This window comes from Acinetobacter seifertii, assembly GCF_016064815.1.
In the GTDB taxonomy this organism is placed as follows: domain Bacteria; phylum Pseudomonadota; class Gammaproteobacteria; order Pseudomonadales; family Moraxellaceae; genus Acinetobacter; species Acinetobacter seifertii.
In genome coordinates this window covers 2,031,597-2,049,446 of sequence record NZ_CP065820.1, presented here as the reverse complement: position 1 = coordinate 2,049,446, position 17,850 = coordinate 2,031,597, and the positions used below count along the sequence as shown (strand labels likewise).

10 protein-coding genes and 1 pseudogene are annotated in these 17,850 nt (G+C 36.8%); 8 read left to right on the top strand and 3 right to left on the bottom strand.

Features of this window, described 5'->3' with window-relative positions:
- Positions 1 to 45: 45 nt before the first annotated feature.
- The 3 genes from I8T81_RS09495 to mgrA all read left to right on the top strand — a co-directional run bounded on the left by I8T81_RS09495 (position 46) and on the right by mgrA (position 4,642).
- Positions 46 to 2,241, top strand: a complete 2,196-nt coding sequence (locus tag I8T81_RS09495; RefSeq protein WP_198072759.1) for a TonB-dependent receptor — start codon at positions 46 to 48, stop codon at positions 2,239 to 2,241.
- 62 nt (positions 2,242 to 2,303) lie between these two features.
- Positions 2,304 to 3,632, top strand: coding sequence for an LLM class flavin-dependent oxidoreductase (locus I8T81_RS09490; RefSeq protein ID WP_198070972.1), 1,329 nt, complete (start codon positions 2,304 to 2,306; stop codon positions 3,630 to 3,632).
- An 11-nt stretch (positions 3,633 to 3,643) separates the two neighbouring features.
- Complete coding sequence (gene mgrA / locus I8T81_RS09485) at positions 3,644 to 4,642, top strand: L-glyceraldehyde 3-phosphate reductase (RefSeq protein ID WP_198070971.1); 999 nt, start codon at positions 3,644 to 3,646, stop codon at positions 4,640 to 4,642.
- Between the two features lie 66 nt (positions 4,643 to 4,708).
- Here mgrA and I8T81_RS09480 read toward each other — a convergent pair whose 3' ends face one another.
- The 3 genes from I8T81_RS09480 to I8T81_RS09470 all read right to left on the bottom strand — a co-directional run bounded on the left by I8T81_RS09480 (position 4,709) and on the right by I8T81_RS09470 (position 10,044).
- Entirely contained in the window at positions 4,709 to 7,198 is a 2,490-nt protein-coding gene (locus I8T81_RS09480; RefSeq protein ID WP_198070970.1) for a TonB-dependent receptor, read from the bottom strand.
- A gap of 242 nt (positions 7,199 to 7,440) precedes the next feature.
- Positions 7,441 to 9,105 (bottom strand): arylsulfatase, encoded by a 1,665-nt coding sequence (locus tag I8T81_RS09475; protein ID WP_198070969.1) that lies wholly within the window; start codon positions 9,103 to 9,105, stop codon positions 7,441 to 7,443.
- A gap of 117 nt (positions 9,106 to 9,222) precedes the next feature.
- Complete coding sequence (locus tag I8T81_RS09470) at positions 9,223 to 10,044, bottom strand: Crp/Fnr family transcriptional regulator (protein ID WP_198070968.1); 822 nt, start codon at positions 10,042 to 10,044, stop codon at positions 9,223 to 9,225.
- 221 nt (positions 10,045 to 10,265) lie between these two features.
- Here I8T81_RS09470 and I8T81_RS09465 point away from each other — a divergent pair, with 221 nt between their 5' ends.
- The 5 genes and pseudogenes from I8T81_RS09465 (at position 10,266) to I8T81_RS09445 (ending at position 17,850) form a co-directional block, all read left to right on the top strand.
- Complete coding sequence (locus I8T81_RS09465; protein ID WP_198070967.1) at positions 10,266 to 11,219, top strand: TauD/TfdA dioxygenase family protein; 954 nt, start codon at positions 10,266 to 10,268, stop codon at positions 11,217 to 11,219.
- A gap of 72 nt (positions 11,220 to 11,291) precedes the next feature.
- A pseudogene (locus I8T81_RS09460) lies at positions 11,292 to 12,247 on the top strand (ABC transporter substrate-binding protein).
- A 313-nt stretch (positions 12,248 to 12,560) separates the two neighbouring features.
- Positions 12,561 to 13,907, top strand: coding sequence for a site-specific integrase (locus I8T81_RS09455; protein WP_198070966.1), 1,347 nt, complete (start codon positions 12,561 to 12,563; stop codon positions 13,905 to 13,907).
- Positions 13,904 to 15,490 carry a site-specific integrase gene (locus tag I8T81_RS09450; protein WP_227602163.1) on the top strand — a complete coding sequence of 529 codons (1,587 nt, stop codon included), beginning with the start codon at positions 13,904 to 13,906 and terminating at the stop codon, positions 15,488 to 15,490. The genes I8T81_RS09455 and I8T81_RS09450 overlap by 4 nt, the downstream gene beginning before the upstream one ends.
- Complete coding sequence (locus I8T81_RS09445) at positions 15,490 to 17,850, top strand: hypothetical protein (RefSeq protein WP_198072731.1); 2,361 nt, start codon at positions 15,490 to 15,492, stop codon at positions 17,848 to 17,850. The genes I8T81_RS09450 and I8T81_RS09445 overlap by 1 nt, the downstream gene beginning before the upstream one ends.

Genomic DNA, 17,850 nt, shown 5'->3' with positions numbered 1-17,850 from the left:
ACTAAACAAAAAATTTTAAATCTAAGTCTACTTTCGCTGAGTATCTTGTCAGTTTGGGGACAAGCTCATGCAGAAACAGTCTCAAATACTGCACGTTCTTCAGAGGATGTGGCTCAGTTAGAGACCGTAGTTGTAACAGCAACACGCCGTGAAGAATCACTTCAAAAAGTACCTGTTGCCGTTTCAGTCATTAGTGGAAAGGAACTCGATAAGCAACAGAGAAACTCACTTGAAACATTGGTAACACAAGTACCGAGTGTTAACTTTCGGGCAGGAGCTTCCAATAAAGATACTTCTTTATTTGTTCGCGGTATTGGAACTGTTACCACTTCACCGGGTGTGGAGCCTTCAGTCTCAACAGTGATAGATGGCGTTGTGTACAGCCGACCGGGGCAAGCAACACTTGATTTGTTAGATGTGGATCGTATTGAAGTCCTACGTGGTCCGCAAGGAACACTTTTTGGTAAAAACGCATCGGCAGGTGTAGTCAATATTGTGACCAAAAATCCAACCAGTGAAACCTCTGGTTATATTGATGCCTATGCCACTAATGATGGTGAACAACGAATTAAACTAGGAGCATCTGGTACATTAATTCCTGAGAAATTAACTGCCAATGTCTCGGCACTATTAGGTAATTTTGATGGTAATGTAGACAACCTTACAACAAATCAAGATGTTAATGGCTATAAAAATTATGGGTTTAGAACCAAATTTGAATATACGCCTACCGATAGTTTAGTTTTAGGCTTTACTGCCGATTATTTACATAAAAAAGGGAGTGCTCCAACAGGCATTGTGGTTAAAAATACCGATGCCAACTATGCAGCAGCATTATCGCCTGTTGTGGCATCTCCAACCAATCGAAGTACAGTTGAAAATACTCAAGCCTCGACTGATGATACCAATCAGGGTATAGCGCTTACCGCAGACTGGACATTAACCAATCATCAATTATCATCCATTACGGCCTTTCGCCAATGGAAAAACACACAGATTGGTGACAGTGATCAGCTTGCTGCTCCGACACCAAATTTTGCCGGAATTGCCGATTTAGGCCATGTTAACAGTAAGCAGTTTTCTCAAGAAATTAGAATTAAGCCGCTCGATCATGGCTTCTTTGATTATGTCGCGGGTCTATATTTTTCAAAGAACAAAAACGATGAGACTTATCAACGCGAGTCAACTTGGTACAACAATGCCTCTAATGCTTATGTCGTAGATTTTGGTAAGGCAATCTATAACACAGACAGCACCAACTATGCTGCATTTGGTGAAGGTACCTTTCATTTCACAAATCGGTTGAGATGGATTGCTGGTTTACGTGTTACTCGAGATGAGTTGTCTTATGACCACAGCCGAGTTTCAACTGTTCCAAGCGGTGTAGGTGTCCGAAATGCCATTCGTTCTTCATTTAGCAGTGATGGATCGACCAGTGAAACTGGAGTTTCAGGCCGCATTGGACCTCAATATGACTTTACACCGAATATATTGGGCTATTTTACCTATTCGAGAGGTTATAAAGGTCCTGCATATAACGTTTATTTTAATATGCAGCAAAATGATACGCCTGTCATTGATCCAGAAACGGCTAACTCTTACGAACTTGGTCTCAAATCTCAATGGCTGAATAATCGTCTGCGTGTCAATGTGGCGTTATTTAACACTGATTATGATAACTATCAGGCAAATTTTAGAACCCTCGACCCAAATGGTTTCCCGATAACCCGCTTGGTTAATGCAGGAAGTGTCTCTACCTATGGGGCTGAAATTGATTCGGTATATAAGATTAATCCAAATTGGGCATTAAACTTTTCAGGTGCCTATACACATGCACGAATTGATGACTTCAAATGTCCGGCTGCCGATACATCGTGCCCAAATGTAAATGGTAAACCGTTGCCATTTTCTCCGGATTGGAAATTTAATACCCAGCTTGATCGCTATTTTACTCTGGCAAATAACAAACAAATTGAACTTTCAACCCAATATGCATGGCAGAGCAAAGTGCAGTTCAGTCTCGACCAAAACCAAAACACCATTCAGGGTGCATATGGACTTTTGAACGCGAGCATTGCTTTAGCTGATACTGCTTCTGACTGGCGATTGGCATTGAATGTACGAAATATAACGGATAAATCATATGCAACCTTACTGAGCACAAATGGTAGCCGTATTACTCGTCAAGTCCCTAGAGATGATGAACGCTATTTTGGCATTTCATTCCGTAAAAATTTCTAAAAAGTATGTCTAGTACGCCTCGTTTTTTAAGAGGTGTACACCCATCGATTGGACTGATTAAAATGAGTAATCCTTCGTCTACAAGAAAGCTTCACCTTAATTTATTTTTAGACGGTTACGGCCATCATTTGGCCAGTTGGAGACATCCAGCGAGTCAATTAAACCTAAGCCCCTATGAACGCTATTTAAGTGCAGCAAAAATAGCTGAAGAGGGGAAATTTGATGCCATTTTTTTTGCCGATAGTTTAGCTGTTGATCCAGCAACTGCGACATCCGGCAAAATTCGCGGTAGCGAGATTGAACCTCTCACATTACTTTCGGCAATTGCGACACAAACCCGTCATATTGGACTCATTGGAACAGCCACGACAACCTACAATGAGCCATATCATATCGCAAGAAAATTTGCCTCTTTAGACCAGATTTCTGCTGGACGTGCAGGCTGGAACCTTGTCACCACCGATTTTGCACTTGAAGCGAAAAATTTCAGTACAAAGGAACATGTCAAACATCACGACCGCTATGCACGTGCTGAAGAATTTCACGATGTCGTAAAAGGACTTTGGAATAGTTGGGATGAGGATGCAGCTATTCACGATAAAGCCACAGGTATTTTCTTTAATCCAGATAAGGTACACACGCTCAATCATTGCGGTGATATTTTTCAGGTAAAAGGTCCACTCAATATTAGCCCAAGCCCACAGTCTCACCCTGTGGTGGTTCAGGCAGGCAGTTCAGAACGAGGTAAAAATCTGGCAGCTCGTACCGCAGATGTCATTTTTACTGCGCAATCCAATTTAGCCGCTGCACAGCAATTTTATAGCGATGTAAAGCAACGTCTTGAAGACTTTGATCGCCAAGAACATGAGCTAGTGGTCATGCCGGGTGTATATGTGCTTGTTGCCCATACACATGAAGAGGCTAAGAAACAGCAACAGCTTTTAGATGAGCTCGTTGATGATGACATTGGCCTAGGGCTTTTAGGAAGAATGCTGGGCAATTTTGACTTAAGCGATGTTGATGTGAACGAGCCTTTAGCTTCGTTAGATTTATCTGAAACCCAAACAGGGCAGCAAAGTCGCCAGCAATTGATTCAGGCACTCGGGCAAGAGCAGGGTCTAACCATTAAACAGCTCTATCAACGTATTGCATCGGGACGAGGGCATTTTTGTTTGGTTGGAACGCCAGAATATATCGCCGACCAGCTTGAGGAGTGGTTCGTTAGTGGTGCAGCAGATGGATTTAACATTATGCCTGCTGTTATATCAAACGGCATTAGAGACTTTGTCGATCTGGTTATTCCCATCCTTCAACAGCGCAATTTATTCCGCAAAGAATACGAAGGTCAAACATTTAGACAAAACCTCGGCCTCTTGGCTGCTGCCGAATAAAAGGACAAAATATGTATTTCGCAAATTCAGAACGATATCAATCATTTCAATATCGAAAAATTAAAAATAGCGGTTTGGTATTACCACCATTATCACTTGGTTGCTGGCATAACTTTGGAGATGACACTCCAATTCAGCAACAAAAATCGGTACTTTACACGGCGTTTGATCATGGAATTAATCATTTCGATTTAGCCAATAATTATGGAACACCCTTTGGAAGTGCAGAGAAAAATATTGGGCACTTTTTAAAAACCGACTTCAAGCCATATCGAGATGAACTCATTATTTCGACAAAGGCAGGCTGGGACATGTGGCCTGGACCTTATGGACAAGGTGGTAGCAGCCGAAAATATCTGATGGCTAGTCTTGATCAGAGCTTACAGCGACTGGGGCTTGATTATGTCGATATTTTTTATTCACATCGTTATGACCCTGAAACACCGCTTGAAGAAACAGCCAAGACACTTGCCGATATTGTGCAACAAGGTAAAGCACTCTATGTGGGGATTTCTTCTGGGTATACACCAGAGTTAACTTTACAGTTGATAGAATTGCTTAAGGCTTATCACGTTCCACTTACTTTGCATCAACCGATTTACAATTTTTTTGAACGTCAGATTGAGCAAGGTTTAACGGAGACTGCTAAACAAGAGGGTTTTGGTGTAATTACATTCTCACCACTGGCTCAAGGCCTATTGGCTGGACGATATCTGAATGGTGTACCTGAAGATTCACGTATCGGGCGTGGTAGTCGCTATTTACAGTCAGAGCACCTCGTTGCATTGAAGCTACAGCAAATACAGCAGTTAAATGAAATAGCAAAGCGTCGAGACCAAACATTGGCTCAATTGTCATTGTCATGGGTTTTACGTGATGAACGTATTACATCGACAATTATTGGTGCTAGCCGACCAGAGCAGATCATCGAAAACTTAAAAGCATTGCAAAACACGGTGTTTAGTGCAGATGAGTTGACTCAGATTGACGCTATTCTAAATACGCCATAACTCTATACAAAATTTGCAGCATGGCTTTTTAGGAGCCAATGCTGCAATGATTGAGCATTTTATTTGTTAAAAGCTAAGTTTCACGGTTGCACCAATGGTACGAGGCTGACCTAAACTAGCGAGAACAATACCATTAGAAGAATTCCATGTATTGGTCACATAGGTTTCATTAGTGAGGTTTTTTACCCATAGCGCAACATCCAGTTCATTTTCACCAATACGATGTCGTGCACCTAGACTCGCATTCGTCAATCCATAGGCTTTGATAACACTGTACGGGTTATTATCTAAAGAGCCATATGACCAATCTCGCCAAGCATAACTACCCGAAACATAGGGCTGCCAGTTATTATGCTCAGCTAAGTCATAACGGAAATTGAAATTTGCAATCCACTTCGGTACGCCATATACACGTTCTCCAGACAGATCTTGTGTATTTACACCTGTTGGAATGCTGATATTGGATGGAGCAGGCGCGTTTTTGTATTCTGTATAGGTGGTATCGTTAAGCGAACCATTAAAATTAAGTGTAAGACGACGAATAGGCTGATAGGTTGCATCGAGTTCAATCCCTCGGCTGCGTACTTTACCTGCATTTGCCAATACACTCACGACAGAGTTACCGACTTGTTCATAGCTTGTGGTTTGATAGTCAGAAACATCAATCCAGAATATATTGCTATTGAGCTGTAAGGTATTATTAAGAAAATTCTGTTTCAATCCAATTTCATAGTTATCTGCTTTTTCAGGATCAACCTTTAACGAGTTAGCACCCGCTGCTGGTGCAGAACCAATGCTCAGGTTAAAGCCTCCTGATTTCTCGCCGTGTGAATACGTTGCATAGGCCAGTGTGCTCGGATTTAAACGATAGCTGCCAGTCAGTAAGCCAGAGTAACTTAATCCATGTTGCTTGAGTTCACCCGAGTCGTATGCGCCAAGCTGGGCATTTAGTAAATTACGCTCTGCCGCACTTAATCCCGAAACTGGAGTACCCCCAATAGGGTCGGTTCTATAGATACTGGCAGACTTATCTTCATAGGTGACTCGTGCACCTGTGGTGATGTCTAGCTTCGGTGTCGCATGCCATGTACTTTGACCAAATATTGCTGAGCTTTTTGTCTCAGTTGTTCCGTATGCATACGAATCTCGATTATTCAAAATATTCGATTGACCATTTGCAATTAAGGTTCTCACGCTCGGAACGTTATAAAGATAGAATGCGTCAGCCGTATCTCCATATAAAGAGAAAGTCGTATTGTCTAACTGTTGCTGAAAGTAATATAGGCCCGTTACCCAATCCACTTTTTGATTTCCAGCAGAGGTTAGGCGTAGCTCTTGAGAATACTGTTTATCTCGAACCGAAACACCGGCATTCGTCAATGCATTTGAGCTAATAAAATCACTGTTGGTAGGGGTGAAGTTCCAAAAGCGGTATGCACTGATCGACGTAATTTTTTTTCCGCTATCTAGCGACCAATTGGCTTCTGCCGATCCACCACCTTGCTCAACAGACATATGTTGTGGGGCATCTGAATGAATCTGTTTGTCTTTCCAGTTGGTGTAAAGATTTTTTGCACCTGACTGTGTAGCGTTTTCTAAGTAACGATTGTAGTTATTGCCATATACGGTACTGTTAAACGTTGGCCCAGCGTAGTACACCACCATCGCGCCTTGATCGTCATCTTGTTTGTTGTAATCTGCAATTAGACGTAAATTAAAATTCTCTTGCGGCTTCCAGAGAATTTGACCGCGAACACCTTCGCGATCTGTATTGTTATAATCTTTACCATTATAGGTGTTATCAATAAAACCATCCTGAGTGGTTTTATAAAAAGAGAGTCGGCCTGCTACAGTTTCGGATAGAGCATCTGAAAATGTTCCTTTAGCCTGCAAATAATTGCGTGAGCCAAAAGAAATTTCAGCAGAATGGTCTGGGTCGAAGGTAGGCTGTTTTGAGCTAATGTTTAATAAGCCCGCCGTGGTATTTTTACCAAATAATGTCCCTTGTGGCCCGCGTAATAATTCGAGTTGGGCAATATCTAATAAATCAAATACAGCCATGCCGGGGCGACCTAAGTAAACATTGTCCAGATAGACCCCAACACTAGCTTCCAAACCATCACTGGCTGGGTTATTACCCAAACCCCGAACCGCTACACTCGATTGACGAGGGTTTAAGAAAGCAACATTAAGGCTGGGTAGGGCTTGTTGTAGATCTTCAAGTTTGCTGAGTTTTTGTGTTTCCAGTGTTTTAGCACTTAAAATACTAATCGGTGTTGGAACATTTTGTGCTTTTTCTTCACGTCTTCGTGTAGTCACAATAACATCTGCAAGCTGAATGACATCATCTGCTTTACTGTTTGACTTTGAATTTGACGTACTGGCTTCCGTTGCCGCTGTACCTGAAGTAGCGGAAGTGTCCTCGGCATAGACAATAGATGAATATCCTGCACACCCTATAAGTGAAATAAACAGACTTTGCGTGATTTTATTTAAAACTAATCTTTTTCTCTTGAAGTGAAAGGTGTGCTTTTGAACTGACATTAATGACTCCATTTTGTGTTTTCTTTGTGATGATTTTAATTTTTATGTAATTGAACACTGTCATTATCAGTACAAACTTAAGTTTATATTTTGATGATCTTATCTTTATATTTAATAGTAATTTTTAAACATAATATTTAATAGTAATTTTTTTCAACAGAGGCCTTTTAAAATATTGTTCAGGTGGCAAATGTAAAAGCCAGCATTAGGTGCTGGCTTAGTACAATCAGTTGATACCAATCTCTTCGTTATTTTTATGCTTCAAACGGTTCTAGCTGATCATTCTGTAATAATCTTCGTTGTTGCACATTTTCAATCACACCATTTTCTTTGACATAAGTTGCCCATTCTTTGAGTAATTCATCGAGCTTTTCGGGATATTGTTTTGCCAAATCATGAGTTTCACCTTTATCATCTTTAAGGTTATATAGCTGCCAGCGATTTGGGCCATTTGGCGCAGGGATGAAGAGCGCTTTCCATTCGCCTTTGCGCAGAGCCTTTTGACCAAATAACTCCCAACCTGTGACATGATCTTCACTGTGAATGTGATCTTGTTGTACTTGTAAGTATGGCAAGATAGAACGACCACGGAGGGGCACCAATTGACGACCTTTATACACTTGACCAGGGTGCTGAATATTTAAATAATCCAGTAGGGTTGGTAGTAAATCCATGACTGTCAAAAATTCGTGACTGATCTGATTTTGGCGTTTAAACCCTGCGTAGTGAATGAACGAAACTGTTCTAATTCCACCTTCACTAGTATGGGCCTTATATAAGCGAGCAGGAGCGGTGGCTGCTTGAGCCCAATGTTCTCCGTACCAAACATATGAGTTTGCGCGTCCAATATTATCAATACTGTTGTCGTAATATTGCTCGATAATTTCATTAAGTTGACCACCAAAGACGGGTAGAGCTTCGAGTTGAGCACCTTCTGCACCATTGTCTGATAGAAAAATAACAATGGTATTGTCTAATTCCCCTCGATCTTTGAGGTATTCGACTACACGTCCAACGTTTTGATCCATACGATCTACCATAGCCGCATAGACTTCCATAATTCTTGAAGACTTATCACGTTGCTCTTGGGTAAGATTTTCCCAGAATGGAGTTCTAGCTAAGACAGGGTGAATTGTCGTTTCCGCATCTACCAATTGAAGTTGCTTGAGTTTCTCAAGGCGCTGTTCACGCAATTTAACGGGGCCATCCACATAGCGTCCTTTATATCGATCGATATCTTCTTGAGGTGCCTGTAAGGGCCAGTGCGGTGCAGAGAAAGGTAAATATGCAAAAAAAGGACGTCCTTGGCGTTCTTCATCATCTTGTAAAAAGTCTAGAAGGCGAGTGGTAAAATAATCTGATGAATAAAACCCTTGTGGCAGTTCTTCTGAAAACTCATCATCTTCTGCATAGAGTCCTTTTGTGGACTTAAGTAAGCGTGGAATTTGGTCTTCTGGAATATCTGCTTCAAATAGATAATGATTGGCTGCACCTGGTAATAGTGCAAAAGAACGTTCAAACCCTTTTTTAATTGGAAAATATTCTGGTTTTAGTCCCAAATGCCATTTCCCAGACATAATGGTGTAGTAACCCGCATCTTTTAATAATTCTGGTAATGAGGCAACTTTGTTATTTAACACACCTTCGTAGCCTTCTTTACCTTCAAGTTCTGGGGTAAGGGCCTCTGCCATAGTTCCTAAACCAGCTAAATGATGGTCAGTACCTGAAAGTAACATCGCACGGGTGGGGGAGCAGGTTGACGCCGTATGAAAATTAGTAAGTCTTAAGCCGTTTAATGCTAATTCATTCAAATGAGGTGTATTGATTTCTCCGCCAAAAGCACCTAAATCTGAAAAGCCTAAATCATCTGCCACAATTAATAAAATATTAGGTTGGTTATTGATATTTACATCTGTCATGTTTTATCCAACAAAGCGACTAAAATGCTTAGTGTAAATATGACAAATTTTTATTCTGTTTCTATTGTGACAGTTATCTCCTAATAAAATCATATCATTATGACAAAAGCAGATATATCAAAGAAACTTAGTGGTACTGTTGAACTGATGAGTCTGTGCAATATCGCTTAGCTTTTCAAAGTCTAAAATAAAGATTTGGTTATATTTAACCTCAATGATGTTTTGGTTTGAAAGCGCTGCTAGTTCTTTATTAATGCTTTGTCTTGAAGTCTGCAAAAGTTCTGCCAGATTTTCCTGACTCAATTTAAGATTCAGTAAAATTTTATCTTTGTCCTGATAGGAATGATAATCCACTAGAAAAACTAGTTTTTTAGCGAGACGAGTTTGCAATGTTTCAGTTGAATAAATGAAGTTTTGTTCACGATTTAGCTGTGTTCTTACACAGATTAATTTCAACACCATAAACAAAGCATCTGCGTTATTTCTGATGACATCCATAAACAATTGGCCAGGAAGGTTGGCAATTACCGTTCTACCTTGTGCAATGTGGTCGTGAAGTAGGGGTTGACCCGTTACGATCGGAACAATATTGATTAATGTACCTGAGGGCACAAAAATATCGGTGTGATATTTACCTTGCGATGTGCTCCAGCCAAGTTTAAGCGCGCCTTCAAGCAAAATATTGATATCAGTACACGGATCATTCTGATTGTATATTGTTTGATTATGATAATACTTTCTTATTTTTAAATGCTGAATAAGCGTAGATTTCTCTGAATTAGATAAAGATTGAATAACCTGATAGTTTTCTAAAATACGAATACTTTTATGAATAAATTCATTCGTTATAATTTGATGATCCGAAGATTGTCCGCCGTCAAAATCATTCTGATATTTTGAGATAGGATTCCTGAACTCGATAATTGATGATGCTTTCATGATAAATCAGAGATATAAACTAAGATTTTAAACAGCTTATCAGAGTTAAAATTTATTCAAATTTCAAAAAAATATAATTTCATATTTAATTTTCATATGTGCGTGTTATTAATTATTTAAATATCAAAATAATTTTTTACGTGATGGATTGTCTCTGAAATAACAGAATAAGCCGCCGTTTCTGATAAAAATTCAGTCATATATTATGACAGGAAATTAACATGACCACATTTATTCAGAAACCAGCACAACAACTACACGTTAAAAAATTAACTGGTCGAATTGGGGCTGAAATATCAGGCATTCATTTAAGCTCTGAGCTTGATTCATCTACAGTTCAGTTTATACACGATGCGCTACTAGAGCATAAAGTACTCTTCTTTCGTGGCCAGCAACATTTGGGGGACACGGAACAAGAAAAATTTGCAGAATTATTTGGATCACCCGTTAAACACCCAACAGTACCAGCAGTGGATGGCACAGATTTTATTTTTGAACTTGACTCACAAAAAGGTGCACGCGCCAATTCTTGGCATACTGATGTAACTTTTGTTGATGCCTATCCTAAAATTAGTATCTTGAGAAGTCTAATCATCCCTGCAACAGGTGGTGATACAACTTGGGCAAATACTGAAACTGCTTATGAGGATCTTCCTGAGCTTTTACAGCAATTTGCTGAGCAATTGGTAGCTGTACATTCAAATGAATATGATTATGGTGGACCAAAACAAAATGTTGAGCCGGAACAGCTAGAAAGACTGAAGAAAATTTTTGTATCTACCAAGTATGAGACAGAGCATCCAGTAGTCGTAGTACATCCAGAAACTGGCAAGAAAAGCCTCTTACTTGGGCATTTTTTCAAACGACTTGTGGGGTTTAGCCAAAGTGATTCACAGCTTTTATTTAATATTTTACAAGAAAAAGTAACGCGACCAGAAAATACAGTGCGTTGGCAATGGCAGGAAGGAGATGTGGTAATTTGGGATAATCGCTCTACACAGCACTATGCGGTTAACGATTATGGCGATCAACATCGCGTTGTACGCCGAATTACACTTGCCGGTGAAGTAACGACTGGTGTACATGGCTTAAAAGGTAAAACCACATTACCCAAGGATTTATCAGAAGAACAACTCGAAAAAGCCAAGCTTCACGCCGTTTTAAATGCCAACTAAATACCATTTTAAACATGCAAAACGTCATTGCCGTTAAGCAGTGACGTTGTATATGTTGTTGAGAAAAACGATATGGCCACACTATCAAAACGTAATCGATTTATCTGGATTATTCCTGCACTTATTTTTATTGCTTTGCTACTATTTATTTTCAAACCATCTTCATCAGCACCATCAAAAACAACAAATCAGACTGAAAACATTGTAAAAATTCGAATTGCTGTACCTGATCTAAGTAGTAGTGAAAGACACAGCAGCGGCACACCATTAGTTGATTATATATATTTAAATCAGTTACTTGAAAAAGAATTTGCAAAGAAAAATATTCAGGTTGAATGGCAATTTTTTAAAGGTGCAGGGCCTGTAATTAATGAAGCCTTAGCTAATAAGCAATTAGATTTTGCATTTTTAGGTGACTTAGCAGCCATCATTGGCAAATCGAATCAAATCGATACCACATTACTGGTAGCAACTGGTCGGCACATAGATGCTTAATTAATTTGGATCCTGCTGCGGCCAATGCAGCACTTGCAGCTAAGCAAATTGATGCTAGCTGGGGTTTAATGCCAATCCTAGCGTTAAAACAGCAGAAAATTGTAGAGGTTCCGCTGAGTACTGGTCAGAGACAGGATGGAGCTGGAACAATTCAATCAGGTTTGGTGGGTCGTAGTGAGTTTATTAAGCAACATCCTGAAATTGTCCAAACATTGGTCAATACGGTTTTACAATCAGCACATTGGGTCTCACAGCCTGAAAACCGCGATAATGCCATTCAACTTGTCACTAAAAATGCTGGATTACCAACAGAACTCTATGCATTGAGTCTACAAGACAAAGCCTTAAAAACAGTTTTTTCACCACTTTTGGATGAATATTATCTAGGGCATCTACAAGAAGGTGTACAGACTGCATTAAAGGCAAAACTGATAAAACGCGATGTTGATGTAAAACAATGGCAAAATGCTGAGTTTGTCGAACGAGGAATTCAACAGTTGAATTACGTCAATTATTGGAACTCTTCAAAATAAAATGATTAAATTAATTTAGCTGTGCAAAAAGACCTTAACAAAGGTCTTTTTTATAAATTGCATAATACGCATCTAAAATAATTAATGATTTTTTGTTGAGCCAACAAGTATAGCTAAACGTACAGCAGCAGAATCAAAGACTTAATAGTGAATTATACAACTGTTCGTATAATGTATATTATGTTAAATCCGATACACCTAACAATAACTTCATATTTTGCATTCTGTGACCTCTATTCAATAACTTAAGTGATTTCTATTTTACTTAAAAAATATGATATGTTGACCTTAAGAATACTTCATAAACTTTACTATGTTTGCTCTAAAAACAATTCATTTAGAAAAAAAAGTCTCAAACGAAAATCAAATTATTCTGTTGTTTGATATGGATTCATCTTGTCCATGTTTATACCCTTTGCTGTACACCATGAAATTTCTCAGATTTCAAAGTATCTCTACGCAGCATGCAGATTTGATAGCATTAAAATTTTGGTACGAATTTTGGTATGAGAAGTTTGCCACATCCTTTTGTGAATCTTTCTATTCGACGTCCTACAACTTTGAAATCATTCAAAGTGAAATTGATAACTTCATTATCTATTTAGAAAACAACAAAAAAAATGAAAGTAATCTCATAAGATTAAGAAATACAGCACATAATAACTACAATACAATTGGCCATAGAATTAGATCCTTTTTAAAGTTTTACAGCTTTTTAATTGATGAATATCTAACTATCCAATCTCAGCCACAACTTTCACTGAAGGAAATCCAAAAAATTAAGGAAAACTTAAATAAATATATGACTATAAAGAAAAAAATTATAAATAACTTTTCAAAGTCCAATAAAACTATTAAAAGTGAAATTAATTATTCGTTCAAAAGTATGAATGATGAGATGATTAAAGGATTGTATTTAATTATCTCACCGAGCAATTCTAATAAATACAATATTTTAAATCCATTTAAGTCAAAAAACGTACAACTCAGAAACTTTCTAATCATACATCTCATGCTTAATTATGGTCTTAGAATTGGTGAGCTTATGCTGCTAACAACCAATTCTATCAAAAAATCAATTCAGAATCAGAACTTTAGTTTAATTATTACAAACACAGATGATGAGTTTGATGATCGCTCGAAAAAGCCAAAAATCAAAAATGAGTATTCTTATCGAGTAATTAAGCTCCAAGAAAGAGACTATAAAATTCTTCAAATCTATATAAATGAAATCCGAAAAGAAATTCCTTCTCAGATCTTATTTACTTCTTTAAAGCCACCCTACTCTGCTTTAAGTTATGCCAGTATGAAAAAAATATTTGATAAGGTAGACTCATCCCTAAAAGCCCTGTTACCAAATTGTTTTGATACTTCGAGCTATGATTCAATAGAACGGCTAACGCCACATGTATGTAGACATTCTTGGGCCTATATGATGTTAAGCTTCTCTTTTGAGAAGTATAAAAAAGAAAATGTTAGTCATTCTGATATTAAACAAAGTGTGAATGATGCTCTGCTAAAAGCGCAGGATGATCTAAGAGCCTTAGGCGGGTGGTCAACGACAAGTACAATGCCCATATATTATGGTAAACGCTTTATTGTAGAACGTGCTAATTTTATGAATTTAGCTCGAATAATAGATTCCAGTATTAAATTATGATTGATAAAAATATGCCTCAACTTAGTCTAGATTTTGAAAAAAATGATAATAGTCCTAATAAATTTATGATTTTCCATGATGCTGACCTTAGACTCATAGAGTCTTTGCATACACCATCAATCATTAAATTTCAAAGAGCTGATAAATTTGATAGTAAATTTGTTCAGAGTTCTTCTGATCTCTGGAGCTTTAATTATTCAGGAAGAAATATTAAATTAGACTTTTCTCATTTCAGTAAATTTGAGAAAAAATTAGCTAAATTTTTTCTTGCTAATTACATTCAGGTTAATACCCCCTCATCACTTGACGCTAAATTTCAGGCCTTTAGTTATGCCATCGAAACATTAAAAACTAATAAGCAAAAACTTGATTATTCTAATCTAAAATCGATATTAGCTAATTTGGCAAAAGAAGATAGATCATCTTACTATTACCACTTAAAATTTTTGATTAAATTATTATTTTTAGAAGATTTTTCACATTTTGATATTGATCAAGAATACGAATTAGAATTCCTTGAACATCCTACAGCCTTCAATTCAAGATTGTATTATCAAGAATATGAAGATCTTATTGATTACCCAACTATTACCATGATTCAACATGGTTTTAGCCAATTGAATCATCAGTTAAAGCAAGACTCTTTACAAGTCACTAATCAAACTTTAATAAACTCTTCACTATTAGGACTCATCTATGTATCAGGGCTTAGACCTGTTCAATTAGCTAAATTATCGGTACAAGATATAAAAGTAGACACTACACGTACGGTAGATCAATTCCATCGCTATAGTGTACTAATTCCTTATGCAAAACAAGCAAGATATGTACATGAGAAAATAGCTGTAAAGCTACCAGAAGAAATTGCTGAAATTATTCTTTCATATATAGAAAGGTTTAACTTATATCCAGATGAAAAATTATTTGATATGGGCGAAAATGCAGCTCGTTTCTGCTCGAAGGCTATTAACACTCAATTATTTGCTTTTTCGCCAAAATCATATCGAGATGCTGTTTTAGCTGGAGAAATGATTAGACAAAAATACTCATTTTCAGACTTTAGACATCATGTTGGTTATAGTCTAGCTATGGCTGGCTCTTCAGCTGAAGAAATAGCATATATCTTAGGTCACTCATCAGTCGTGACAGCAAGGCATTATATTTTCTCTACACCCCAATTAGCACAAATTAGGGCCCAAGCTTTAGGTAGAAATTCTTTATATAAACACATGATTGCTATGTTACTCACTGGACGTTTGGTTTATAAACAAGAATGGAAACACAAAAAAGTAATGGGCAATATTGGCCATAAAATTCATTATGACATCGGTGGCTGTTCTTACAATGATAAATGCCTATTTCAACCTGTTCGCAACTGCTATGGATGTATATATTTTCACCCTTTTATTGATGCTAACCACACTAATGTTTTAGAAAGTATTCAATGTGAAATTAATGAGCTGATTAGATTATCCGATGGTATAGGCGTTTCAAGAAATCCATTAATTAGAGTCCATGAATCAACAAAATTTGAAATTGAATCAGTAATTGTTCGTTGCAAAATACAGAAGGATGGCATTTGATGAATCTTGAAAAGTATAAGGCTTTTATAAACGAACAGAAAAAATTTTTTGATGAAAATATTCAAAAAAACTTTAAATGGACATGGGATGACCCTGAATGGTCCGGAGGAGAAATTGGTTCTGGGTGGTTGCTTTCACGAAGTGGAAAAACAAAATTCTCCTTTCCGACAGGGAAAAGATTGAAAGGAATAGATGACTTTTCAATAGATATAAAATATCAAGAATTTATGAAAGCAGTGATGGTTCTTAGTTATAGAAAAGCTAACTCACAAACATCACCACAGAAATTATATGCAGAGGTTCTTATTCTTAAGCGTTGGTATAATATATTATATGAAAACAATATAGAAAACCCCCATCCCTGCTATTTATCAACGCTCACGTTAGAAAAATCATTTAAAATATTAGCTGAAAATTCAAGTAAAACGAATCTTCCCGACCATGCGGGTACATATCTTAGATTACAGCAAATGCTAAACCATTATGGTTTTACTGAAAAACCATTAGAATTCTCTAAAAAATTTTTATACTTAAACCCACGAAATAGAACCCCTAATGCTAGAAAAACAAAGGCCCTAATAGAACAATTAGAACTAGATGAAGATGAATTAAACAAAGAAAAGTTGATTTCTATTCAGACTTTTTTAAATATTGTTTCGCTAATCAGTTTATGTAAAACAAATGGTGAAAAAATTGTACTGAATCTTTTACTTTTACTTATTATAACAGGTTTACGCTCAACAGAAGCACTACTTCTAAAAACTGATGCTTTAATCAAACAACCTATAATTGATCCAGTAACTAAAAAACATGTAACTCTAGATGGCATTAAACAATATACTCTCGGTATTCAATATCATGGTGCAAAAGGCTCAGGTTTGCGGATTCATTGGGTTGAGCCTTTGGCTGTAAATTTAGTAGAAAAAATATTTCAATCTGTTTTAGAACTTACAAAAGAATACAGAGAATATATTAGATATTTAAGATCAAAAAAATGTATTAATTTTTTACCCAAGGCAATAGATGAGATTGGAGCCGATTATATTGAATTAGATGATTTAATAGGAACGGTTTTTAGATTAAGGGCTAAAAATGAATACAGTGGGTATACTGAGAAAAGTGGTATAGCGGCACAGCGTTTTGTAGTTCTAACCTCATTAAATAAAGTACCTATTTTTAAGAGAGTTAAGGAAGAAAGAATAAAAACATTTTATTTAAAAAAAGATATTAATAATTTTATTATATCACTAACACCCAATTATTCTTCAGATTGTCCACTCTCCCATATATTTAACTATGAAGGCAAGATGGAGAATTTGAAATACGAGGATTTATTATTCATTCATGAGTATAAATCAACTACACTAAAAAGAAATTTTTCTCATATTACAAATATTATTCCTTTATCTGTGGTTATTTTAAATAATTTTTTAGGTTCGAGAAATGGTAAAAGTTCGAATATTTCTGTATTTGTTAAATATAATTTAATGGAAAATGATAAAGAACATACATCATTAACAAGCCATCTACCACGGCATAATATTAATACTTTCCTTGCTTTAAGCGGATTATCTGAACATTTACAAGCAATGCTGATGGGACGTATAGACATTAAGCAAAATCAGTATTATCAACATTTAGCATTAAAGCAACGTAAAGCCACAGCTAGTTTGCTGGAAAAACATGAATTGGTACTTTATGAGAATGATAAACAAGAACTCAAGCTAGACTATCCAATTGATTCTATTAAACATGATGGATTAATGTACTTTTCAGAAAAATTGGATCTAGAAAATAATTTAAAGATGAATTTACAAACATTTGACTCGAAAAATGAAGTAGCGAGTTATGTAAAGGAATCTTTCTTTGATGAATATTTTCAAGATATCGCAGAATCATTTAATGAATTAGTTAAAGAAGATCAATCATTAGCCAACGCATTAGTTCAACGCCATGCTTGTTTGCATCCTTTACCTTTCGGTGGTTGTATGCGTGAAGTCGCTGTACACGATTGCCCTAAGCGTCTTGCATGTCAATCAGGTGAACAATGTGGAAACTTTGCTTTAACTGGACGGAAAGGTGAATTAGAAGCTCTAGAATACATTCTGAATAAATTACACGATGAGTTTGCACATATAGAACAAACTGTTGTCCAAGATTTATCCTATAAAGAAATGCATGAAAATTTACGTCAAAAAATACTCTATTTAACTGACTTAAAAACTAAAGCATTTAATAGGCAAAATAGTTTAACTCCTATTCCCATTTTTTATTATGGAGATGCAATCTCTAAATTACCAAGCACATTAAGTGAACTTTTCGCTATTGAACAACAAAAAATTGAGTCTAAGGGAGCCTGA